The organism is Pantanalinema rosaneae CENA516 (genome assembly GCF_050753385.1).
Taxonomy (GTDB): Bacteria; Cyanobacteriota; Cyanobacteriia; order Leptolyngbyales; family Leptolyngbyaceae; genus Pantanalinema; species Pantanalinema rosaneae.
On sequence record NZ_JBLZFZ010000071.1, the window covers coordinates 12,288 to 36,581 of the forward strand.

General features: G+C 51.2%; 18 protein-coding genes. 9 read left to right on the plus strand and 9 right to left on the minus strand.

Annotation, left to right across the window (positions count from 1 at the left end; translation table 11 throughout):
• Window positions 1-68 precede the first annotated feature (68 nt).
• Window positions 69-2,156: a phosphate acetyltransferase gene (gene pta, locus ACN4EK_RS27740; protein ID WP_431661631.1), complete on the minus strand. Its 2,088-nt coding sequence runs from the start codon at window positions 2,154-2,156 to the stop codon at window positions 69-71.
• Window positions 2,157-2,476: 320 nt separating this feature from the next.
• On the opposite strand from pta, the gene ACN4EK_RS27745 reads away from it, so the two are divergent.
• From ACN4EK_RS27745 to trmFO, 3 genes are all read left to right on the plus strand, one after another.
• On the plus strand, window positions 2,477-3,064 hold the full coding sequence (locus tag ACN4EK_RS27745) for an HdeD family acid-resistance protein (RefSeq protein WP_431661634.1): 588 nt from the start codon (window positions 2,477-2,479) through the stop codon (window positions 3,062-3,064).
• 298 nt (window positions 3,065-3,362) lie between these two features.
• Window positions 3,363-3,803, plus strand: coding sequence for a hypothetical protein (locus tag ACN4EK_RS27750; protein WP_431661636.1), 441 nt, complete (start codon window positions 3,363-3,365; stop codon window positions 3,801-3,803).
• A gap of 65 nt (window positions 3,804-3,868) precedes the next feature.
• Window positions 3,869-5,233, plus strand: a complete 1,365-nt coding sequence (trmFO, locus tag ACN4EK_RS27755) for an FADH(2)-oxidizing methylenetetrahydrofolate--tRNA-(uracil(54)-C(5))-methyltransferase TrmFO (protein WP_431661638.1) — start codon at window positions 3,869-3,871, stop codon at window positions 5,231-5,233.
• On the opposite strand, the gene ACN4EK_RS27760 is transcribed toward trmFO, so the two are convergent.
• From ACN4EK_RS27760 to ACN4EK_RS27775, 4 genes are all read right to left on the minus strand, one after another.
• On the minus strand, window positions 5,214-5,543 hold the full coding sequence (locus ACN4EK_RS27760; RefSeq protein ID WP_431661640.1) for a hypothetical protein: 330 nt from the start codon (window positions 5,541-5,543) through the stop codon (window positions 5,214-5,216). The two genes, trmFO and ACN4EK_RS27760, sit on opposite strands and share 20 nt — an antisense overlap.
• Window positions 5,544-5,760: 217 nt before the next feature.
• A complete protein-coding gene (locus tag ACN4EK_RS27765; RefSeq protein WP_431661641.1) occupies window positions 5,761-7,299 on the minus strand; it encodes a right-handed parallel beta-helix repeat-containing protein in 1,539 nt (512 codons plus the stop codon).
• A 34-nt stretch (window positions 7,300-7,333) separates the two neighbouring features.
• A complete protein-coding gene (locus ACN4EK_RS27770; RefSeq protein WP_431661642.1) occupies window positions 7,334-7,840 on the minus strand; it encodes a pentapeptide repeat-containing protein in 507 nt (168 codons plus the stop codon).
• Window positions 7,841-7,855: 15 nt separating this feature from the next.
• Window positions 7,856-8,671, minus strand: coding sequence for a sensor histidine kinase (locus ACN4EK_RS27775; protein ID WP_431661644.1), 816 nt, complete (start codon window positions 8,669-8,671; stop codon window positions 7,856-7,858).
• Window positions 8,672-9,038: 367 nt separating this feature from the next.
• Between ACN4EK_RS27775 and ACN4EK_RS27780 the strand changes: the two genes are divergently transcribed.
• Window positions 9,039-10,649 (plus strand): Ppx/GppA phosphatase family protein, encoded by a 1,611-nt coding sequence (locus ACN4EK_RS27780; protein ID WP_431661646.1) that lies wholly within the window; start codon window positions 9,039-9,041, stop codon window positions 10,647-10,649.
• A gap of 48 nt (window positions 10,650-10,697) precedes the next feature.
• Here ACN4EK_RS27780 and ACN4EK_RS27785 read toward each other — a convergent pair whose 3' ends face one another.
• Window positions 10,698-11,399 (minus strand): Crp/Fnr family transcriptional regulator, encoded by a 702-nt coding sequence (locus ACN4EK_RS27785; RefSeq protein WP_431661647.1) that lies wholly within the window; start codon window positions 11,397-11,399, stop codon window positions 10,698-10,700.
• A 137-nt stretch (window positions 11,400-11,536) separates the two neighbouring features.
• Between ACN4EK_RS27785 and ACN4EK_RS27790 the strand changes: the two genes are divergently transcribed.
• The 4 genes from ACN4EK_RS27790 to ACN4EK_RS27805 all read left to right on the plus strand — a co-directional run bounded on the left by ACN4EK_RS27790 (window position 11,537) and on the right by ACN4EK_RS27805 (window position 21,206).
• Window positions 11,537-11,758 carry a hypothetical protein gene (locus ACN4EK_RS27790; protein WP_431661649.1) on the plus strand — a complete coding sequence of 74 codons (222 nt, stop codon included), beginning with the start codon at window positions 11,537-11,539 and terminating at the stop codon, window positions 11,756-11,758.
• Between the two features lie 438 nt (window positions 11,759-12,196).
• Window positions 12,197-16,015, plus strand: coding sequence for a hypothetical protein (locus tag ACN4EK_RS27795; protein WP_431661650.1), 3,819 nt, complete (start codon window positions 12,197-12,199; stop codon window positions 16,013-16,015).
• Between the two features lie 188 nt (window positions 16,016-16,203).
• Entirely contained in the window at window positions 16,204-17,820 is a 1,617-nt protein-coding gene (locus tag ACN4EK_RS27800; protein WP_431661652.1) for an Hsp70 family protein, read from the plus strand.
• Between the two features lie 284 nt (window positions 17,821-18,104).
• On the plus strand, window positions 18,105-21,206 hold the full coding sequence (locus ACN4EK_RS27805) for a GAF domain-containing protein (protein ID WP_431661654.1): 3,102 nt from the start codon (window positions 18,105-18,107) through the stop codon (window positions 21,204-21,206).
• On the opposite strand, the gene ACN4EK_RS27810 is transcribed toward ACN4EK_RS27805, so the two are convergent.
• Both ACN4EK_RS27810 and ACN4EK_RS27815 read right to left on the minus strand, forming a co-directional pair.
• Entirely contained in the window at window positions 21,189-21,617 is a 429-nt protein-coding gene (locus ACN4EK_RS27810; protein WP_431661656.1) for an HHL1-like protein, read from the minus strand. The genes ACN4EK_RS27805 and ACN4EK_RS27810 overlap by 18 nt on opposite strands.
• A 72-nt stretch (window positions 21,618-21,689) precedes the next feature.
• A complete protein-coding gene (locus ACN4EK_RS27815) occupies window positions 21,690-22,613 on the minus strand; it encodes an ABC transporter ATP-binding protein (protein WP_431661657.1) in 924 nt (307 codons plus the stop codon).
• 590 nt (window positions 22,614-23,203) lie between these two features.
• On the opposite strand from ACN4EK_RS27815, the gene ACN4EK_RS27820 reads away from it, so the two are divergent.
• Window positions 23,204-23,428 (plus strand): replication restart DNA helicase PriA, encoded by a 225-nt coding sequence (locus ACN4EK_RS27820; RefSeq protein ID WP_431661658.1) that lies wholly within the window; start codon window positions 23,204-23,206, stop codon window positions 23,426-23,428.
• Here the strand turns inward: ACN4EK_RS27820 and rlmN are convergent.
• A partial coding sequence (gene rlmN / locus ACN4EK_RS27825) for a 23S rRNA (adenine(2503)-C(2))-methyltransferase RlmN (RefSeq protein WP_431661659.1) occupies window positions 23,411-24,294 on the minus strand: 884 nt, incomplete at its 5' end. The genes ACN4EK_RS27820 and rlmN overlap by 18 nt on opposite strands.

A 24,294-nucleotide genomic window follows, 5' to 3' on the forward strand; every position in this document is an offset into this window, starting at 1 on the left:
TAATGAAAATCACATCACCTCTCGGGGGTAATATTAGGGATTCCACTTAGGAACGATACTATGAGGCATTAAGAAACCTGGGCTTGAATGGCTGTAATCGCTACCGTATTCACGATATCAGTCACCGTACAACCCCGACTCAGATCGTTCACAGGTTTGCGTAACCCTTGCAACACCGGACCGATCGCTACGGCATTCGCCGATCGTTGCACCGCTTTGTAAGTATTATTGCCAGTGTTGAGGTCAGGAAAAATGAAGACTGTAGCATGTCCAGCCACGGCACTGCCGGGTAGCTTAGTCCTGGCAACGGTTTCATCGACTGCCGCATCATATTGAATTGGCCCTTCGATCTGTAAATCGGGTCGCAGGGCTCGCGCCAGTTTTGTCGCCTCTTTCACCTTATCCACATCTTCCCCTTTACCAGATTCCCCGGTGGAATAGGACAGCATGGCTACTAACGGTTCAATGCCAAATGTTTGTGCCGTCAATGCCGAACTAATGGCAATATCCGCCAGTTGTTGAGGATTGGGGTTAGGATTCACCGCACAGTCGCCATACACCAGGACGCGATCGTCGAGACACATGAGAAACACACTGGAGACGATCGAGCATCCGGGCTGAGTCCGAATAAACTCCAGAGCCGGCCGAATCGTATGGGCAGTGGTGTGTAATGCACCTGAAACCATGCCATCGGCAACGCCTTGATAAACCATCATCGTGCCAAAGTAGCTGGCATCATGCATAATATCCCGCGCAAATCCGTCGGTAATGCCCTTATGCTTCCGTAGTTCATAGTAGGTCGCGGCATAATCGTCATACCACTCGGAGGTTAAGGGATTAATAATGCGAACCCCCTCCAGATTTAGCCCCAGAGCGGCGGTATGTTCCCGAATTTCCTGTTCATTGCCTAACAACGTCACATCCACCACGCCCCGTCGCAGTAGAATTTCGGTTGCCCGTAGAATGCGTTCATCGTTGCCTTCAGGTAGCACAATCCGTTGTTTTTTGGCTTTTGCCCGTTCGATCAGTTCATATTCAAACATGATCGGGGTAATGCGATCGGAGCGAGATACCGCAATGTGATCTGCTAGTTTGCCAGTATCTACATAGGCTTCAAAAATGCCCAGGGCGGCGGCAATTTTGCGATCGTTTTCGGGTTTGATCTCCGCATGAACGGAGTGGATCTGCATGGCGGTTTGATAGGTGTCCGTCTCCACACTAAACATGGGGATGATTGGTCGCCGCACTCCATCTAATAAGGTTTTCATTTGGGGCGCTAACGGCAATCCTCCGGTTAAGACAATGCCAGCCACTTTGGGATAATTCTCGGAAAAGGTGGCAGTCAGACACCCCAGGACAATATCAGAGCGATCGCCGGGAGTAATAATTAAGCCGCCTTCTTGCACCCGTTCCAGAAAGTTGGGTAGTTCCATTGCCGCTACTTTATAGCTCTGGACTTCCCGCGTCAGTTGATTATCTTCGCCATAAATTAGCTTGCCGTTCAAGGCGGTAAGAATCTCCCCTACAGTTGGTTGGGCGATCGTGCTATCTTCGGGCAACACAAAGACGGGATCGGGACAATGCCAGATCTGGGCTAACTGGTCGCGAATCTGCGGAATTTGACTGGGCTCCACTCGGTTCACCATCGTTGCCAGAATCTCACATCCCTCCTCAATGAACGCTTCTCGCTCGGTGCGAACGGCTCCAACCACCTCATTGGCAGCCTTATGCTGTCCGTTTGCCACGATTAATAAGGGAGCCGCTAAATGCCTAGCAACCCGGACATTAAAGTTATCGACAAAGGCGGGATCAATATCGGTGGCATCAATGCCTTCGCAGACGACAAAATCACATTGCCGCTCTAAGTCTTTGTACTTGGCAATCACCCGCTTGAGCAATTCCTCATAGTGCCCTTGAGCCGTTAACTGGCGGGCTTCTTCGTGGGTCAGGGCATATTGACTGTCGTAGGGAAACCCTAACTGGTAGCGGCGACGGATCAGTTCCAAATCATTATCGGGTCGATCGCCGCTATGAATCACGGGGCGAAAAAAGCCCAAGCGATGAATGCGTTTCGACAATAGTTCCATGAGTCCTAACGACACCAGGGATTTGCCACTGCCCGCTTCGATCGCGGCGATATAAAGATTTTTTAGCATTAGAAATGAATCCCTTGAAGTGAGGATTGGTATCTAAATTGCAGGTTTCAGACTGCCCAACATTGTAATCACCTGTCTCCAAACCAGGATGTCGTAGAGTAAACATTCAGTTGCAGGAGTAGGGGTAGGGCTTGAACATCTCTAGAATTCCCTCCGATCGGGAAATATGATCATGGCCGGCTGAACGGAGGATTTAAATATCACAAGATCTGCCCTATGGGATTGCTCAGGTTCATCAAGTTCTTTCTTGAGGTTCTGAAATCGGCGGAGAATTTTTTTTAGTCTGAGAGGGCAAGTGTTTTGCTGAGTAAGGATTTGATATGACAACTGATGTACCTAACCCTAACGCCAATACGACTCCTATCCGAAAACCGATGGGCGGCTCATTTTTAACTGGAGCGCTTTTGATTGTTTTAGGGATCATTGCGATCGCCCTGCCTACGGTGTCTACGCTATTTGTGGAAACCTGGGCCGCTGTAATTCTGATTTCCGCTGGAGCCGCTAAATTAGTCTATGCCTTCCAGACCCGCGAGCAAGGTGGGTTTATCTGGAAACTACTACTCAGTGTGCTTTATGTCGTCACAGGCGCAATGCTGGTTCTGTCTCCCCGGACGGGCATTTTGACCCTGACCTTGCTATTAGGCAGCTTCCTATTTACTGAAGGTGTATTTGAATTGATTCTGGCATTCCGGTTACGTCCTCAACCCAATTGGACCTGGGTCTTGTTTGATGGCATCGTTACCCTGGCTCTGGGCGGCATGATCTGGTTCCAGTGGCCCTTTAATGCTCCCTGGTTAATTGGAACTCTGGTGGGGATTAGTGTTCTGTTTACCGGGCTATCGCGGCTGATGCTGTCGTTTGCCCCTAGTAACAAGCCTTTTGATCAATCTGGACAACCCGCTGCTTAGGATCGGAATTTGCTTAAGCGGAATTTTTACCCTCACCCTAACCCTCTCCCCAGGGAGCTACGGTGTACACACAAGTGATCAAATCTAGCCAAAGCACTAACGAACCGCCCCCCGACCCCCAATTCTGGGGGAGCCGAACCATTCAAAGTCCCCCAGAATTGGGGGATTTAGGGGGCTAAAAGTCTCAAACGAAGTCCAGATTGACTTATGTATACACGGTAGCCCCAGGGAGGGGGAATTAGTTTTCTAGCTCCCCTCTTCTGTGGGAGGAGGGCACGAGAAGGTAGCAACTTTATTCATGGTTACGACTTTGATCCGGCAGATTGTGATTAGCGCGATCTGGCTGGGATTTAGCATCTATATTGTGTGGCTGGATCCTTTAGATCAACCAGAAACATTCCCGATCGTGCGTCATCTCCTCACCTTGCACTGGTCAGACGTGAACGGGTATCTGGTTGCGATCTTCTGGCTCATGGGCGTACTGCCGATGATCTACGGTTGTCTGATGTTTACCGATGGCAGAATGCAGAAACTCCCTGCTTTCGTTTACTTCCTGGCAGCCAACTTTACGGGCATTCTCGGATTGGCTCCCCTGTTACCCCTACTCGATGATGACCTGGCACGACGCGGTTTACAGAATTCTGGCTGGTTCTGGACGATCGCCCTCCTCCCCCTCTTCGGTGTCCTCGCCTACCTCTGCTACCGTCCCACCCTCCAAGACCCAGCTTCTCCCCATTAAACCTCCCCACTCCCCACCTCCCCACCCCGGAGTATCCTAGAAAAGATCGAGCGTGGGAACGAACAATGACCGTAAAGCAACCCATTCAGGTAATTGGCGGAGGACTGGCAGGAACGGAGGCAGCATGGCAGATTGCCCAGGCAGGAGTGCCTGTGATTTTGTCTGAAATGCGTCCCCAACGCCTGAGTCCGGCGCATCACACTGACCAGTTAGCCGAGTTAGTCTGTAGTAACTCCTTTGGGGCACAGGCAACCGATCGCGCGTCGGGACTCCTGCATGAAGAATTACGCCGCTTAGGCTCGATCGTAATTGGGAAAGCCGATGAACATGCGGTTCCGGCGGGGGGAGCTTTAGCGGTCGATCGGGCGGTATTTAGTCAGAATCTTACGGATACCCTGGCGCACCATCCCCTGATCGAATTGCGGCGGCAGGAAGTGGATCACCTGCCAACCGAGGGGATTGTCGTACTCACCACAGGCCCATTAACCAGCCCAGATTTAACAGCGGATTTGCAGCGGTTTACGGGCATGGAATACATGAGCTTTTTCGATGCCGCCAGTCCGATCGTCGTGGGTGAATCCATTAACTATGAGATTGCCTTTCGCGCCTCTCGCTACGATCGCGGGGAAGCCGCTTACCTCAACTGTCCCATGAACCGGGAGCAATATCTCCACTTTTGGCAAGAGTTATGTCAGGCGGAACAAGCGGAACTGAAGGATTTTGAGCGAGAAACGGCAAAGTTTTTTGAGGGGTGTTTGCCGATCGAAGAAATGGCGCGTCGGGGGGAAGATACCATGCGCTATGGGCCTCTGAAACCTGTGGGCATTTTTGATGCCCGGTTAGGCGATTTTCGCGATCCCGCCAATAAATCGAAGCGTCCCTATGCGGTCGTGCAATTACGCCAGGAGGATCGGGCAGGTCAACTATGGAATTTAGTCGGCTTCCAAACTAATTTGCGTTGGGGTGAGCAAAAGCGGGTGTTTCGGTTGATCCCCGGTTTAGAAAATGCCGAGTTTGTGCGCATGGGCGTGATGCACCGGAATACCTTTATCAATGCCCCGGAATTACTGCATCCAACGCTGCAATTTAAAGGGCGATCGACCCTATTAGCGGCAGGTCAGTTAATCGGAACAGAGGGGTACACCGCCGCAGCGGCAGGAGGTTGGTTAGCCGGAACCAATGCGGCGCGGTTAGCTTTGGGATTACCGTTAATTCAACTCCCTGTTACTACCATGATGGGGGCATTGTTTGACTTCATTAGTTCCGCTTCCCCCAAACACTTTCAACCCATGCCACCGAATTTCGGCATTCTCCCGGAACTGCCAGAACGTATCCGCAATAAGCAAGAGCGCTATGGCAAGTATCGCGATCGCTCCTTAACAGATCTGGCAACCTGGAGCCATCCACGACTTACGGTGCAGGTGGGATAGCCTGGGGTTTGCTGGCAGTGATCACCCATTGTCGGTAGCGGCGCGGATTGCGACAGCCCCAACTGTAGGTGACTTCCTGCCCACCACTAGAGGTAAAGCGCAGACACCATTGACGCTCTTGCATTTGCCAGTAGGCGGCAGCCGATCCGATCGCCAGAATGCCAACTCCACCTACGATCGCGGCTAGTTTAATTCCTAGTTTCCGTGTCTTCATGCACTTTCCCGGTGACATGCGGCTATGAATGGTGCGAGTGATCAAGCTCCGCCGATCACTGAACACCCGGTAGGTTAATTCGCTGTTGCTACCCATCCTCACACGATCGCCCGGTTGCAGACATCAACCAAAAGATTCACTGTTGGTGGTAACTGAAGTTTAGACTAATTCAAAAAATACCCCATATTTAGGAGGGGCGAACGGCCATTCGCCCTTACATATAGCGGAAAATTGCATTTAGTCTAAAGTCGAGTGGTAAGCAGCGTGTGATCAATACCATAGGCAAACTGCATCTGGAGCATCGTGTTCTGTGCTACGGCAGATCAAACTGAGGTGGAAAATTGTGCTGCCACCATAGATCCGGTGGTTCGTTGGCTGGAAAGGCTCCCAGATCAGGGCGACGGTTGGCTAGATCACGATCATTACCATGCCCCTGGGCGATCGCTGGAGAACCTGGCTGTAGGTAAAAATTTCCGGTATCGGGATCGACAAACTTTGGTTCATTCATGATCGCAGATTGCCCCAAGGTCTGATACGCCTGAGCATAATCATTAGGCGGCCAACCCACCCGCAGGGGATAGGTAAAGATTTGGGGAATAAAACTTAAGTTGTGATGAATTGCAATTTGCTTTCGTTGAAACACTGGCTCGATCGCGGCATTTGCCTCGGTTAAATAGCGATCGCTATAACCCATTTGAAAGGCTTGATTATGACTAAAAATATTGTTGTAGATCTCAATCTTTTTCAGATTAGCCGTGTATAAAAATAGCCCCCCTGTCACCCAAAAAAAGGTTTCCCCAGGATTCGGTTTACCATAGCCATTGTGATGCACTGTATTGTTATAAACCTGAATTTGTTCCCTGGCTCCATCCCCGCCCCAACGGGAAAAGAAAATGCCAGTGCCTGGATTGTTATAAATCAAGTTGTGATGGATTTTAATATCTTTAGCTGATTGACCATTTTCGACTGAAACCGCCAGTCCGACTCCCCGGCAATCATGCACCACATTATGGTCTAATTCAACATCCTCAATGGTTTTGCCCCAGGCATCAACATATAATCCCTGGCGATCGAGGTTATGGGTATAGTTATGATGTACCCGACCGTGATGACTACTGCCTTTAACATCAATGCCTTCTTTATCACTGTGATGAATGTGGTTATAAGCCACCTCAAACTTTTCTACATCACTGATCGTTAACGCTTCGTGGGGAGTCTCCCATTCACGAGAAAACCCTGGAAAAACCATGTCATGGGTATTCGCATTGATGATTGTATTGCCGAGCACTTTGAAGCGTTGACAGCGCTGGCGATGTTTCGGGTCACACCAAATCGCAATTCCCGATGCCAGGGTGGTGTCTATCGTGTTGTTATATAGCTCAATATCGTGGCTATCGCGAATCGTAAATCCGGCGTTATGAGAATTGATCAAACGCAGATTGCGAATCCGGATATAACCTAATCCAGCAATTTGAAATGCCCCTTGATCATGTTCAAACGGAGGTTGACCCGTCGGTGGAGCAACCTTGATCTGGCTGGCATCGATCGTTGCCTGTTCCCCCGGATAGCTGGTGTAAGTAATCCAATCGGTTTTGGTTCCAGAGTAACGGGGACGAATCTGCTGACTGACGACATATTTGCCATCTCGCAGGTATACGGTATCTCCCGCCTTAACTACTGCCGCCGCCCGGTGAATCGTTGCCCAGGGACGTTCGATCGTGCCGGGATTCGCATCATTACCGTTAGGAGCAATATAAAACTGATGGGCAACCGATTGACTCCGGAGCGGTAACCAACAGACCAAAGCAAGGGCGATCGCAAACAGGAACACTGAAACCTGACGGATGTGCATCGATCGCTGCCCCCTTTGGTACCAGATTAAATTTTTAGGGATGATCGAACATTATGGCATCCTCAAGATTGGCATTCAGGAGATCTGTGCCGTGTAAGTTTGTGTATCGCAAATCCGCCTGCCGGAAATTGGCATCCTCTAGCTCCGTAAACATGAGTTCGGCTCGTTGTAAGTTAGCGGCTTCCAGGGTGGCTCCAGCCAGAATCGCACCACTCAGATTGGCATTCTGCAAATTTGCTCCAGTCAAATCCGCCCCCGCCAGATTTGCCAGACTCAGATCGGCATGGGACAAATTCGCTCCCGCTAAATTCGCCTGCTCCAGGTTGACCTCACTTAAATTGCTCCTGGTTAAATTCGCGGCTTGGAGATTGGCTTGATTGAGGCTGGCGGCAAACAGATTTACCGTCGCCAGGTCACAGTCTGGACAGGATTTGGTAACGCGCAACCAAACCGTTTGAGCTAACCGCGACTGCACCAATCCGATCGCACACAGCCCCAAGAATCCAGCGATCGCAGTCCACTTCAGCAGTTTCCGGTTCATGCCACCATCAGTTATTTAGCGAATTGGAGCGATCGGCAGGGTGAAGTAAAAGCAACTACCTTGACCGTGGGTAGACTCAAACCAAATTTGCCCGCCCTGATTTTCTACTAATACCTTACACAGGGATAAACCCAATCCAGTCCCTTCAATACTTTGGCGATCGTGATGTTTCACCCGATAAAAACGTTCAAATAAGCGGGCTTGATCGGCAACTGGAATCCCTAGCCCCTGATCCTTGACCCACACCTCGATCCAACCGGGCTGGCTGAGTTTAGCTCCCACCACGATCGCGCTGCCACTGGGAGAGTATTTGATCGCATTGGACAACAGATTCACCAGTACCTGGGACACCTGCCAGCGATCGCCCCAAACCATCGGCAGATCGGCAGTGATCTCAACGGTAATGGGATAAGGCGCAACATTGGCAACAACCTCATTGACCAGATCGAACACATGAAAGCCAACCGCTTGGGTTTCCAGAGTGCCCGTTTCTAAGTCTCGCAATGCCATCAGGTCAGATAGAAGATCCTGCAACCGTTTGATCTGGTGCTGAATCACACTCAAAAACTCTTGCCGTTGAGCCGCATTCAACTCATGTTCTGCCAACAGTTGGACGGAACCATTTAAAGAGGTGAGTGGTGTTGCCAACTGATGGGTGAGCAGGTGCATCAGTTGAGTTTGCCGAGAAATCTGTTCTCTGAGCCGTTGATTGTCCTGAAACGCCGCTTGAATCTGGTTCGCATCGCTGGAATCCACGCATAGAGTACCTTCAACCTGACCAGGCAGCGGGGATACTGACCCATCATTGGAGGTAGAAAATCGCTGGGACATCGGGTTAAGCACTACTAGACAGCAAGTAACGGCAGTTGGGAGGAGTCCTCACATCAAACGTCTGCTTCGGACTCAATCTATCAGAATGGTTACATATATTTACATTATTTTACAAAATTCTTGAACTTACCACTCCTACGATCGAGGGGGGAGTGCTTTGAGTCTAACGCCGGATTACCTGAAGTAGATATGAAGAGTCCTAACAGGGGCTCTAAGGGAATCTGAAAAAATGCTTAAATAAACCCGGAAAAGAGATTTGGGGTTGGCTATTCATCAATTAGGATGGTCAGCCCAACTGTGAACAGCGACTAGCCCCTCGCGAATTCTGACAAAATTGCGCATCCCTGTTGGATAGAAATCTCAAGTTATGGTTGTGGAGCACGATCGAATTCTGGCTGCAATTGATGTCGGCACCAACTCCATTCACATGGTGGTGGTGCGAGTTCAGCCTTCTCTACCGACGTTTACAATTATCGCCAGGGAAAAGGCAACAGTACGCCTGGGCGATCGCGACAAGGATACGGGCAATCTGACCGAGGCGGCCATGCAACGGGCGATCGCGGCCCTAAAACGTTGTCAGGAAATTGCTAAAAGTCTGAATGCCGAGCAAATTATTGCCGTCGCCACCAGTGCGGTGCGGGAAGCTCCCAATGGGCGCGATTTTCTTCAGCAGGTGGAAACCGAATTAGGTCTGTGGATTAACTTGATCTCTGGGGTAGAGGAAGCCCGCCGGATTTACCTGGGGGTGCTGTCGGGGATGGAGTTTGATCTCCAGCCCCATATCCTGATTGATATTGGCGGTGGCTCCACAGAATTGGTTCTCGGGGATGGTCAAGATCCTCGCTCCCTCAGCAGTACCAAAATTGGCGCGGTGCGGCTGACCGCCGAGTACATTACTACTGATCCCATTAGTGACTCGGAATTTCAATGCCTGCAAGCTTATATTCGGGGCATGTTGGAACGACCGATCGACGAGCTACGAGCCCATCTCAGACCGGGGGAATCGCCTCGGATGGTGGGCACATCAGGAACGATCGAAACCCTGGCAACCATCCATGCCCGTGAGCATCTGGGTACCGTACCAACCCCCTTAAATGGCTATAGCTTTCAGTTGAAAGATTTACGGGAGGTGATTCATCGCTTACGGCGGCTGAATTGTGCGGCTCGTGCCCAAATTGCCGGGATCAACGATCGGCGGGCGGAGATCATTCTGGCAGGGGCAATGATCCTGCAAGAGGCAATGACCCTGTTGGGCATTGAGGCAATTACCATTTGTGAGCGATCGCTGCGAGAAGGGTTAGTTGTTGATTGGATGCTGACCCACGGCTTGATCGAAGATCGGTTGCGCTACCAAAGTTCGGTACGGCAACGGAGTGTGCTGAAAACCGCCAAAAAGTATTGTGTTAATCTGCCTTATAGCGAACGGGTAGCAGAATTTGCCCTGAAGTTATTTGACCAGACTCAAGACAGTCTCCATAGCTGGGGTGACGATGAACGGGAACTGCTTTGGGCTGCCGCGATTCTGCATAACTGTGGACACTTTATTAGCCACTCTGCCCACCACAAACATTCCTATTACCTGATTCGGAACGGAGAATTACTGGGCTATACGGAAATCGAGATCGAAACGATCGCCAATCTGGCTCGTTATCACCGTAAGAGCAATCCCAAAAAGAAGCATGAGAGCTACCGTAACCTGACCAGCAAAAAATACCGTCGGGTCGTCGAGCAACTGAGTGCGTTATTACGGTTGGCGGTTGCCCTCGATCGCCGTCAGATTGGAGCGATTCGGCAAATTACCTGCCAACTCAGTCCCGATCGGCAGGAGTTAAAGCTACGGCTACAGGCGACTCAGCCCGGAGACGAGTGTGCCCTGGAACTGTGGAGCCTGGACTCGAAAAAAATTAGCTTTGAAGCTGAATTTGGCTTAAAGCTGATCCCAATTCTGGAACCAGCGACCGTAGCCGTGAGAAGCTAAACAGACAGGGGAGCAAGGGAGAATCACCTAGCTCCCACCACTGACCCATTACAGCATCAATTTTTCCAGAGCATGTACGTCGGGAATACAGAGAACATCGCGATCGCGCACAATTAACCCCTTCTTCTCCAACTTGCTCAACACTCGGGTCACGGTTTCCCGCGCCAAGCCACTGAGGCTACTTAGTTCTCGGTGTGGCAGGTTAGGAATTTCAGTCCCTTTTTGGCTGGTCTTCCCTTGCCCATCTGCCAGGAATAGTAAGATGTCGGCAACCCGCGAAACACTGTCTGACTCACGGAGGCGTAAACGGCGGTTCACCTGGCGCAGCCGCCGCGCCATCAGTTTTGCCAAGCGAATCCCTGACTGTGGCTCCGTATTCAGCAGCCGCACAAAGTCTTGAGCGGGCATATTACCAATCACCGTAGGCGCTAAGGTAATCACATCGGTTGAGCGGGGCACTTCATCCAGGGGAGCCATTTCGCCGAATAGCTCTCCTTTGCCCAGGATGTTTAGGGTAACTTCCTTGCCATCCAGGTTATAGGTGCGGATTTTAACCCAACCGCTGAGGATAAAATACACCGAACTGCCCCAGTCGTTCTCTAGCAAGATCACTTGATTGGGTGGATGGCTACGGGCAACAACGTGGGCTGTCGCCTGTTCCACCGCCGCTTCTGGTAGCCCTTCAAAGAAAGGAGCGGAACGAATTGATACACTGGGGGGGATATCTCGAGAGCTGTACCGATCTTCCATCGGATAGTTGCGTGATGAATCTTTAGGTCAGACTAAATAATAGAGGATTAACTTAAAATGGGTGGATGAAGCTTCAGGTTTTATTGGTCATAGCTGAGCACCCATAACGACCACTGAAAAAACCAGTAGCAGGTTAGATGTCAGCGACAGACCTCTTTGGCATAGCTAACCATAACATAGCCCTGAACAAATTCAGCATTGACTCTGTAAGAATTGCGATCGCCAACTTAAGTAAACGTACCTGTGCCCTGCGATCGCCCCTAGATGATGCTCCCCCCTGCCACGCCATTAATAAAAATCGTAACTTTTTAACCAGCCGGTTTCTAATAATGGGTTTGACGATCGGGCATGGTTTCTAGCAGCGATTTTGACTCAGAAAACCCATGATCAGGTGTGCCGTTTCGGCGTTCCTGACGTACACTTTTGGCAACAAGATATCTGTTTTAGCTGGTTACTGGTTGTCGCGATCGATCTAAAGTAGGGAACTTTAGTCGAGCGTGCGTCAAAAACCAGTCTATGAGGGGAAGAATATAATTGGGATACTTGCCCCAATTCTGTTCCTTGCCGTCACTTGTTCTCCGGTTGCTTTCAGGTTCAGCCCAGTGTGAGTCAGATTTTCTGGTTAAGCGGCTGCAAGTTCGATTGATCCGCTTTGGCGATCGCGCTTTTAGACCGGGGTGGCTCCAGGCGGATCTAGCTCCAACATCCAAAAAGCGTTTGCGAGCAATAGCCTGAGCTAAAGGGATGGCAGCGACACCTTAACCCTCCTCCGCTAAGTACTAGTCAAGGGTTCCATTGTGACTTCTCAGCAGGATCAAATCCAAGCATTAATCGCTGAAATTGATACGGTTCTCCAAAAAACCTCTCCCCGTCTACCCTGGGTGATGTCAGGAGAAGCGACCCAGCAACGTCAAGTTTTAGAGCGGGTTCGTAACTATTTGGTTGCCTTCCAGACGCGTCAGGGAGCCGGAACCATAGGACAACTAGATCCCCGTTCTGATCTGCTCGCGCATGATATCTACTACCGGGAACCGTCTTCTCCCCCGATGGAAACCACGGCAGGCTGGGGGCAACCCGATGAGGTAACGCCTCAACAGATGTTGCAGGCGGTGATGCAGGAGATGAGCTACCTCCGTACCAGCTTGATGCAACCCCTCCGGACTGATCTGGAGTCACTTCGGCAACAACGGGATGCCTTGACGCAGGAAATCCAGCAATTAGAAGCACAACGCCGCCACTATGAGTTAGGTCAAAGTGCCATTAACCAGCAGCAACTGGTAAATGATTTTTTACAGATACTCATGGGGCGGTTGCAGGAGAGTCTGGCTCAACAGGTGGCGCAAACGCTGGAAAGCCTGCGGCATCAAGCCTTGCCTGCGACCAACAATCCCTTACTAACTGGGGGATCAGAATCATCTCCTGCACTTACCCCACAGTTGGAACAACTGCAAGCGCTTCAGGCTCGATCGGATCAATTGCTGGTGGGGCTGGACTCTTCGTTAAGAGTTGTATTTGAGTCTTTACAACAAAGTATTCAAGCTTATCAGGAATCATTGACCCAAGGAGTCGATCGCCTCCATACCCTGGGGCAACAGGGCGAGGTGATGGTGAATGCCCTCCTGAATCATTTAGCCCAGCGCCTGGGACAGGAAGCCTCCTCCTATTTACAGTCCTCGGCGCAACAGTTTGCTGGGTTGGAAACCAATTCGATCGATTCTCTGTTGGCATTTCCGGCGGCATCCCCTCCAACATCTCCCCCGCCGCCTGAGGTAGCCACTCCAGAGTTTCCCTATCCGGGAATTGAGCTACCCCCCCCTAATGGTTCTGTGGAACCCACTCCTGTAGATGCGGCGATCGAATCCTGGTTACAGTCCGTTAGTGCGGCAAACCAGCCGGATCTGCCGGATCTGGGTGAAAGTAGTCTAGCGGCGCTGGATTTAAGCCAGGTGGAATTGGGGCAGGTAGATGTTAGTAATCTGGATGCCCTGCTCAGCCTGGATCTCAACCTGACCGATGAAAATGCCGTCGGCAGTACGGAACTATTTTCACCCGATGCCTTAACCGATCTACCCACCATATCCACCGAGGCGGAAACTGCCCTTGAGGGTGTGGCTGCGCCATTGGCTGAAGCAGAACTAGGGGGTGTAACCGAGGAGGATACCGAAGATATCGATGCTGCCCTAAAGCTGCTGGAGCAATTGAGCCAGGAGTTACAGGATCAGACCCAAACGGGATCGATCGCGGCGGCGGAGGCAACCCTCGATCGCATACTGGCTCCGTCTCCCGCCACCGAAACTTTACCTGAGCAGCCCACCCATCTGCCTGAGGATGCTAGGGATGAGTTAGACGAGTTTTATGAAAGCTTTTTTGGCAGGGAGACGGTCACGCCGCCGGAGCTTGAGTCATCTCTACCCGAGCCCCCGATCGGGGAACAGGCTGGGGAGACAGAGATACCTGAATTTCTGGCGACTGAGGCTGGTCTGGAATTCCCTGAATTTGAGGCGGCAGATGTGATGTCGTCACTGCCGGATCTGGGGGTAGACTCCGATTTGTTATTAAATGATGATTTATTTGAGTTATCCCTGGAACCAGAGTCTTCCCTAGAGGATGTCTTGTTTGGCACCCCAACCCCCGAAGCCAGTCCGATCGAGGATCTACCCACTCCAGAGCGTGAACCAGAACCTGACTTGCCTGAAGCCCAGGTTGTCGATACCCCCGTTGCCCCTGAAGCACCTCCCGAAGCATGGTTACCAGAACCTAACTTTTTAGATAGCTTTTTTGATGAACAGGATGCGATCGCTCGTTCGGAGTCAGTTGCGGCTCTGGAGATCGATCTAGAGTCGGCTGACCTGGCAACATTAGAGGTGGAGACCGAAGTTCCCGAGCAAGTTGGCTCGCTGACCGAATTGACCGAGCTACTATTTGAGCCAAGCCAGCCCAGCATTGCTGAACCACTGCCAGAGATGTCTTCTGGCGATCGCCCCCCTGCTATCACCGATCTGCCCACTGGTACTTCTTTAGATCTGGAGATTAATCTTCCGGTTGGTCAGGGTTTGGCCGCCTCAGAACCCCGGAGTTCGGATGATGTCTACATTTTGGCAGCTCCTGAAGAAGATCTGCTGCCCACCAACTCACTAGACGATGATCTGGATTTCAATTTGGATCTGGATGAAGCCCTGTTGAACCGCTTGAGTGCTGATTTGTCGAATCTGGAAGCGATGGCAGACCAGGCGACGCAGCTATTAGGCAGTGATAGTAGTGAGGAGAATTTTGGTTTAACCCTGGATGACTGGACGATCGCCGCTCCGGTAACGCCGAAACCAGAGGCAGATCCCAGTGAAGCTGGTTGGCAAGAGGCATCATTGCAGGAATTTGCTGATTCCCTGCCCGAAGCCCAAACCGAAGTAGAGCCAGAAATCTCCTATGCTGAGTTGTCCCTGGAGGATTTTGCTACCGTCCTCCCAGAAGTGCCGACAGCGGATGAACCATCGCTAGAGGAGTTTGGCATGGCGATCGCGGAGCCAGAGCCATCCCTGGAAGAGTTTGCGGCGGCTGTTCCAGTAGCCCCGTTATCCGAGAGTGAACCATCGCTAGAGGAGTTTGGCATGGCACTGGAGGAGGCATCCAGCGAAGCAAGCTGGCAGGAGGAATCGCTGGAGGAGTTGGCGGTAGCGATTCCAGAATCCCCGATCGCGGCAACTCCAGCTTTTACCCTGGAAGGGATGAATGATTTATTTGGGGATGCCGAGCCAGTCGATTCTCCCCCTGCCTTAGTCACCCCCGTCGTGCCACAGGAGCCGCTACCGTTCACGCTGGAAGGCATGGATAGCCTGTTTGAAGATGTGCCAGCGATCGCGGCTAGCACCGAGCCAACTGCCCCAGTTGTGACTCCAGAAGTCCCAGAACCTGCACCAGCCGTAGATTCTCCATTTACCCAGGAGAATATCGAGAATCTATTTAATCGGAATCAGTCGTCAGGGAGCAGCAGTCTCAGGTTTGCAAAAACAACTCCATCTCAGCCCCCGTTCACCTTAGCGGGAATGGATGGTCTGTTTGAGAATGCTCCTGCGGTTGAGTCAACCCAGGTTAATCCAATATCTGAGCCCACACCATCTACCCCAGATGAGCCGCCATCTTCCTATGTGCCAACGCTGGAGCGGATCGATCACTTGTTTGATGAAGTGATATCACGATCGACCGAAGCCAGTGGTACCACCCAGACAGACCCCTTGGCTGGCAGTATTGAAGATCTGTTTGGGGATGCGCCGCCCGTTGCTACCCCGATCGCCCCTGAAACTAGCGAAGCATTACCCGCATCCGAACCTCTGGCGGAGATGGATGATTTATTTAGGCAACCGACCGAACTCACACCAGTTCCAGTCGATCCGCTATCGCCTACGGTGGAAGAACTGGCAGCTTTTACGCTGGAAGGTATGGATGACTTGTTCGTCGAGCCGCCAACTAAAACGGCTCCTGCTAACAATACGGCAGTTGTGGATGCTTTAACCTTAGATGAGGCATTTGAAAGTTTGTTAGGGTTGCCAGCGGAGCCGGGAGCAACCAGTCCACCCGAAGCTAACCCGTCAGCGCCAGAAAAAAAAAAGAAGACCCGTTAAGCGCCCAAAGCCCCGAGGTTTCCAACGCTGATCGCCCGATCGCGGCAGGAGCTACCCGTTTTGAGCGTGATCAGTGGTATCTGGGGTTAGATCTCGGGACTACCGCCATTTCAGCTACCCTATGCGATCGCCGTACAGGTCAGACTTATCCGATCGGGTGGTCAAAGCTAGAGCAACACCGGCTCACTGTGGCGGCACACCAAGCGCCGATCGCTTACCTGACCGCCGATCAACCGGGACAAGCACCCACTGCAACGATTACCGTGGGTCATGCTGCCCTGACGCGATCGGAGGCAGAATCATTAGGCTCCATCCCCACCGGGCTCCTGCTCCATGACTTCAAGCATTACCTGAATTTGGCAATTCCTTACTTTTCGCCGTCAACCCAAACCTGGGAGCCGGTGATTCAATGGTCAAATGATTGGGCAATTACTTTGGGCTGGTTCCAGCAAGCCTTGATCAGGCTGTTGGCTCCCCTTAATCCCGGTACTGCCCCTGAGTTGCCCTGTCTGGTTGAAGGATTAAGCTCGGAACAGGCTCAAGCGGCTTTGCAGCAATTAGCGGGGGTCGTGGTGAGTCAGCCAACGGGTTGGTCAGAGGCCTATCGGTTCAATGTGCGGGAGGCAATTCTAACGACTGGACTGGTGGAGCGCCCGGAGCAAGTGGTGTTTCTCGAAGACCCGATCGCCGCCCTTTTGACCCAGCTTGCGGCTACCCCTGTTTCGACAACATTGCCACTCATGGCTGGCATGACAGTGGTGATTAGTGCTGGCGCGACGACCACACAACTCCTCCTGACAACCTTGCCATCAACGGTCGATCCTCCCAGTCGAGGGGATTGCCATCTCCGGAGTTTGGCGTATGCTGGTCAGGCGATCGATCAGGATATTATTTGCCAGCTCCTCTATTCCACAACCCGAGGGTGGGAAAAGCTGGGGTTAGACCACCTGGATTTACCGTTACCGGGTGAACCCGACCTGCCCACTCGCTACCGACTCCAACAACAACTAGAAAGTACATGGCTAGGTCGCGAGTTAGTCAACGCGGTACGCACAGCCAAACCCCATTTATCCCAACAACATCAGGTGAACTTTACTCTGGAGCGGCAACAGTGGTCTTTAAGCCAGCGAGATTGGCACCACCGGGTGGTTTTACCCTATCTGCAACAGTTAAATCGGGAACTGAATCTATTACTGCATCAAGCCGGGGCAACCACAGAAACCATTCAACAGGTGATTTGCTGGGGAGGAACAACCCAAATGACCTCGATCGCACTATGGCTCCAGCAGAAATTGCCCCACGCCACAATTATTCCCTTTCATCGCGATCGATCGCTGTCATTAGGATTAGCTCGTTTACCGATTTACCCTAAAGTCTTTGATACTCAGCAGCACCAGCCCAATGAGTATTTTCTGCTTGATCAAATAGTGCACCATTTACCCGATCAACCTCTACCCGTAGGACAGATCTTCCAGGTTCTAGAGCAGCAGGGCGTGGATTTATCCCTGTACCAGGCGGCAATTCTTTCCCGACTAGAAGGACAACTGCCTGAGGGGTTAGTGACCACGGCTCCCGAGATTGATTGGCTAACTCCCCTGTCTCAACAACATCCTGATATTCAAGCGCTCAGTTCAGGGCAATTATTCTCTCGTCACGGTAGTCAAATCTATCACCTGAATCCCCAAATTCGTTCAACGCTAAGGCTTTACCTGGCAGCGTTGTTGACAAATACCCACCAAACCATGCAGGACGATTTAACAGTGAACTTAGAGGATGTTTTAAAAGTATCAAAACGATTGCACTAGCCCCCTAAATCCCCCAATTCTGGGGGACTTTGAATCCGGTTCCCCCCAGAATTGGGGGGTTAGGGGGGCAGTTCAGATAACGATTGTGACTTTTCAAACGCCCTCTTAGCCATGAAATATAGGCAATCGGGTCAGAATATCGACATATCGCTAAATTAAAACCACCTGTTTTTATGTCGAGGCTGCAACAGAATCGGGCACTCTAAGAGAGTTAAGCCTAAACAACTTCTCTACCCCTACCTGTGCCAGAGTGAATTGTGCCAACTATTGCTTGATCATTCATAATGAATTCCCCTGAGTCAGTCACGAGTGCTGGTGATAGCCAGAGGGTTGATCCATTATCAACGGCAAGCCCTCAGCCCGCGATCGCTGACATCCAATCTCACTGTATGTTTCAGGACGATGTACCGAATCTGCTGCAACTTCGGGGCTGGTCTGAACATCAGTTGGAAGGTTCCCTGACGGGGAATGAATGCCAACAACTCTATCAACTGTTATCCCTGCATGTGGAGCAGTCGGCATTAGGAGTCGTCGGTTGGGATGCCGATTTTCGGGTTACACTCTGGTCTCAGCAAGCAGAACAGATTTTTGGCTGGCAGGCGGAAGCGGTGCTGGGAAGGTCCTGGCAATCGCTGGCGATCGTTGATGCTACCGATTGGGCAACGGTGCAGCAAAGCCGGGAGCAATCAGCCAAGGGGTCTGCGCCCGTCTGTTATACAACCCATAATCACCGCCGGGATGGGCAGTTGATTTATTGTGAATGGCAACAGATTGCTCAACCTGCTGGCTCGGCTCAGCATACGGTGATGTTTGCCCTGGTACAGGATATTAGCGATCGCTGTCGAGTCGAGGCGGAACTGCGGCACCGAATTGAGCTAGAGCAGGTGATTAGCCGCATTACCCAACGTATTCGACAATCGTTGGATTTGAATGAAATTCTCACCACAGCCGTTAATGAAGTGCGGCAACTATTGCAAGCCGATCGGGTGTTGATCTTTCAACTGCTGGCGGATGGGGTGGGCATGGTGATTAAGGAAGCCGTCCTGGCAGACTATCCTGAAACTCTGAAACGGTACTGGCAGGATCAATGTTTTCCAGCCGAGTGTTATCAGTACTACTGTCAAGCCCAACCCCGGATTGTGTCGGATGTGACTACCGATCGCTGGGCAGACTGTCTGACCGAATTTATGCAGGGAGCCAGAGTCAAATCTAAAATGGTGGCTCCGATCGTGCAGGATAATCAGGAATCGGTGGATCCGATGACCGAGCGATCGACCCAACCCCGAGTCTGGGGGTTACTGGTGGTTCATGCCTGTGCAGAGCAACGTCAGTGGCAGACAACCGAGGCAGAGTTATTACAGCAAATTGCTAACCAGTTGGCGATCGCCATTCATCAAGCAGATTTGTATGCCCAGGTGCAATCCGAACTGGCAGACCGGAAGCTGGCAGAAATGGCATTACGCCAACAAGCCGAACACGAACGTTTAATCGGGGACATGACCCAGCGGATTCGCCAATCCCTAAACTTGGCTGACATTTTGCATACTACGGTAGAGGAGGTACGGCGCTTACTTCAGGTCGATCGCACGTTGATTTATTCCATCGATCCCGATCAGAGTGGGCGGGTCATGGTAGAGTCTGTAGCTTCACCGACCTTCAGTATTCTCGGTAAACGGATTCAGCATCAAGGACTGGAACAGGAATCCTGTTTGGAGGCTTACTTACAGGGACAGGTGCAGGCGATCGCCAACATTAATGCCACTCCGCAACCAGATTCCTACATCGAGTTATTGCGATCGCTGCAAGTACAGGCATCGCTGATTGTGGGAATTGTGGTGAGTGAACAGTCCTACCCGTTAGACAACGTCGTGGCTCAAACGACAGCCGCCGCAGTGCCTAACTCCCATCGGTTATGGGGATTGCTGGTTGCCCAACATTGTCAGAGAAGCAGACCGTGGCAACCTATGGAAATTGATTTGCTGCGCCAACTGGCGGTACAGGTAGGCATTGCGATTCAGCAATCGGAACTGTATCAACAAGTGCAGGTACTGAATACCAGTTTGGAAGGACAGGTGCAGGAGCGGACAGCCAAGCTCCAACGAGCCTTAGAATTTGAAGCCTTACTCAAACGTATTACCGATCGGGTGCGGGATAGTTTGGATGAAGGGCAAATTTTGCAGACGGCAGTGGAAGAGTTGACCACTGGACTGATGATTAATGCCTGTGATGCGGCGCTGTATGACCTGGAGACGAAAACCTCCACCATTTGTTATGAATCCATTCGTTCTGGAGTGAAGTCGGCGGTGGGAGCGACGATCGCGCTGGATGGCGATCGGCATGACCTGTATACCCAAGTGCTGCAAGGTCATTCAGTCCAGTGTTGTGTTTGGTGTGAAAAACGCGAAACCCTCCTCCAACCTGTCACAGTCTTGGTTTGTCCCTTAATGGATGAGCGGGGGGTGTTGGGGGATATGTGGTTGTTTAAGCCAACTACAGAGGTGTTTGAAGCCGCAGAAATTCGCTTAGTTCAACAAGTTGCCACCCATTGCGCGATCGCGCTCCGCCAATCTCGGCTGTACCAGGCCGCCCAGGCTCAGGTGCAGGAGTTGGAACGGTTGAATCAACTCAAAGATGATTTTCTCAATACGATCTCCCATGAACTGCGAACGCCGATGGCGAGTATTCAACTGGCGATTCAAATGTTGGAGTTGACTCTGTTTGATCCAGAGAAGTCGGGTCGCATAGAGACCATGGTGCAACCCGCCGCCGATGCGCTACCTGTACCATCTACCCTGCTAACCTCACTGCGGCAGTCGGAACAGTATTTTCAGATTTTGAAGCAAGAGTGCCAGCGTGAAATTACTTTGATCGATGATTTGCTGGAACTAACGCGATTGGATGCCCAAACAGAACCACTGATGTTAACGGGGATCAATCTGGCACTATGGCTACCGCATTTAGTAGAACCGTTTATGGAACGGGCGCAACAGCAGCAACACACGATCGTCCTGACTGTTCCCGATCACCTGCCTACCCTGACGACGGATCTGTCCTACTTACAACGTATATTGCTGGAACTGCTGACCAATGCCTGTAAATACACGCCTGCCGGAGAACAGATTACGCTGTCCGTCGAGGCACTGACGGAGACGATTCTATTGTGTGTTGCCAACTCTGGAGTCGAGATTCCACTGGCTGAACGCGATCGCATTTTCGATCGGTTTTATCGCATTCCCAATAACGATCCCTGGAAATACAGCGGGACTGGCTTAGGATTGGCGCTGGTGAAAAAACTCGCGGAGCAATTGGGGATCACGATTCGCCTGGAAAGTGCCAACAACCAGACTAGCTTCTATCTAGAAATTCCGCTATTTCCGTTGGAATAATCCGCTCAGGCGGTCTTTCACCTGATTCAACGATGTTTGAATCACATTTCCGGCGCTGGCTGAGGGTTTGGTCGCCAGTTGAATCGGTTCGTCGGTAAATTGCTTCAACCGATAGCCATATTCCAGTTGATTTTGGTGCTTGCGGAGAATCGGAAACAGGCGAAAGGCTCCCTGTAACAGGGTCGCTTCCTGGTCAAAAATGGCGTGATTAATTTGATTGCTGCGGGTTACGGCGATCGATCCGACGGGATACCAATTATTCTTGCCCTGAATCCGAATGAAGATGGTAAATTCCGGTAACCCATCGGCTTTCATCTGGTCATATTGTTTCGCTGCTTCAGACCGTTTGGCGGCTTGCTTGGAGGGTTGTTTTGTAGCTTTTGGCTTGCCAAATCCAGATTGCGTTGTCACAGGCGGATTCCTTCGTAGCTGAAAACGATTAATAAAAGTTTACATAATTTTAAGTAACGATCGCTACTGGCATTAATCCAAATTCCGTCCTGTCAGTTCCACAAAAATATCCTCCAGGTTAGAGGGGCGCACCATCATGCCCGTCTTATCGGGTTGCTGATCCAGATAGGTGTTAGCGGCTTCCAAGGTCGGGAAGAAACGGTAGTCCCAGCGATCGCCCTGTTGCTGCATTACCATGCCCTCACCGTGTTTCTGGCGGAACTCGGCAAGCGTCCCCAGTTCGATCAGGTGACCCGCATCCATAATCCCAATCCGATCACACAGGTATTCCACCTCATCCATATAGTGCGTGGTCAGCAGCATCGTCATGCCCTGTTTATTCAGATCGCGGATAATTTCCCACAATCGCCGCCGAGTTTGCGGATCCAATCCTACGGTGGGTTCATCTAAAAACAGAATGTCCGGCTGGTGGAGTAACGCTCTGGCGATTTGCAGCCGTCGTTTCATGCCACCGGAGAGGGTTTTCACCCGATCGTCGCGCCGATCTGCTAATTCCACATACTCCAACCAGCGATCGATTTCCGGTTGCCGCCGAGCTTGGGGAATATGGTGCATGCGACCATGAAACTCCATGTTTTCCCAAACAGACAGATCGTTATCAACACTGAGTTGCTGGAGCACCACTCCAATCCGCTGCCGCACCTGCCATTGCTCATGTACCACATCATGTCCCGCCACCTGAATGCTGCCCTGGGTGGGCTTAGTCAAGGTAGTCAGCATCCGAATTGTGGTCGATTTTCCGGCACCATTCGGACCTAACAAGCCAAACATTTCCCCCGCCTTGATCTCGAAGGACAGGTTATTGACCACTGGAACGGTGTTGTACTCTTTGTAAACGCCTTGCAGAGAGACGGCGATCGTCGGAGTTGAGGACGGGTCAGGCTGGGGTGGTTGGGGTGAAGCGGGAGTCGGGGAACTGGGCGTTGACAAGGGCATAACAGGAATCAATCGGTGGGTATGAAGGAGATCACAGCGCGGATCGAATAGACATGGAGAGAATCGATCGAGCCAGAATGATCTCTGTGATCGTTACAGCATCTTAACATTTTGGGTCATCCTTCACCTGACTACCCTGGGGCTGATTGCAGCAATTGTTTCCACTACCAAAGTGCTGAAACATGGCAATCATTATGCTCAATCCCATCCTGATTTGTGCCACCCTAATGCTAATTTGCCAATTAGAACAATAACCAAAATAGGAGCTTTGAATACAATTTGAGCAAGGTACTCTCTCCCTTGACAGGATGGGGATCAGCAAGAACTGATTGAGTTTACATGAAATTGATAGTGTTAAGCCAAATTATCTCTCAGGTTTGATTGCCAATTAAGAACAAGCTAGACATAATAGAAAAGCAACTAATCTATTAGTTTGTGTAATAAATTGCAATCAGGCAAATCGTGTAAAAAGAACCTTAAATTTTAATTAAATTTTTTCATCTTTAGGGTTGGGAATGTTTGCCTGATGTGCTGTTGTGGGGAGTGGTTGACAGGATTTGGTTGGTTGTTTATCCGCAAATTAATAACAAATGTTTCACGATCTAATTGCTGAAAATACCTTTAATAGCATGGACACATTGATCCAAGTTTGTTGTCCTAACTGTGGTAGTGGTGCAGAACGCTATCACTTTCATCGCGATCGCTCGATTCGGACTCAATGCCCAGCCTGCGATTATCTCATGGTGACTTGCTCCACTACAGGTAATGTGATTGAGGCCTATGCCCCTGGAATTTCCTTAGGAACGCGTCATTGAGGCTCGTAGCTGTCCACAGGCGGCATCGGCGGTTAACCCGCGTGAATAGCGCACACTCACAGCAATATGATGTGCCTTTAAGGCAGCTACAAACGCCTGAATTCGTTGCCCATCCGGACGCTGATAATCCACTTCCTGAATTGGGTTATAGGGAATCAGATTGACGTGACTTTGGAAGCCACGCAGATGGGTTGCCAGTTCGATCGCGTGTTCTGGGCGATCGTTTAATCCGGCTAACAAAATGTATTCAAATGTCACCCGTCGTCCGGTCATCTGCACATAGTCCCGGCATTCCTCTAGCAAACTTTCTAGCGGATAGTGACGGGCACTGGGAATCAGTTGTTCTCGCAAACTCTGATTGGGGGCATGGAGGCTCACGGCTAACGTGGCTTGTAAATGCTGGTCTGCCAGCCGCCGAATTCGACCGGGAATCCCCACAGTAGAAATCGTGATTTGCCGTTGTCCAATCCCCACATCCTGATTCAAACACCGCACCGCTGCCAGGACATGATCCGAGTTCAGCAACGGTTCTCCCATCCCCATAAACACAATATTGCTGACCCGATGCTGGAACTCCTCCTGCACCGTCAATACCTGATCGACAATCTCATGGGTTGCCAGATTACGGATAAATCCGCCTTTCCCCGTCGCACAAAAATCACATGCCATTGGGCAACCGACCTGGGAGGAGACACAGACCGTGAGGCGATCGAGGGCTGATGAGGAGGATGAGGTGGGTGGGGGAGGTAAGGCAGATGAGGAGGGTGGGGCAGATGAGGAGGATGGGGCAGATGAGGCAGAGGATTTTCTCCCCCTATCTCCCCTATCTCCCCTATCTCCCCTATCTCTGTCTCTTATACACATCT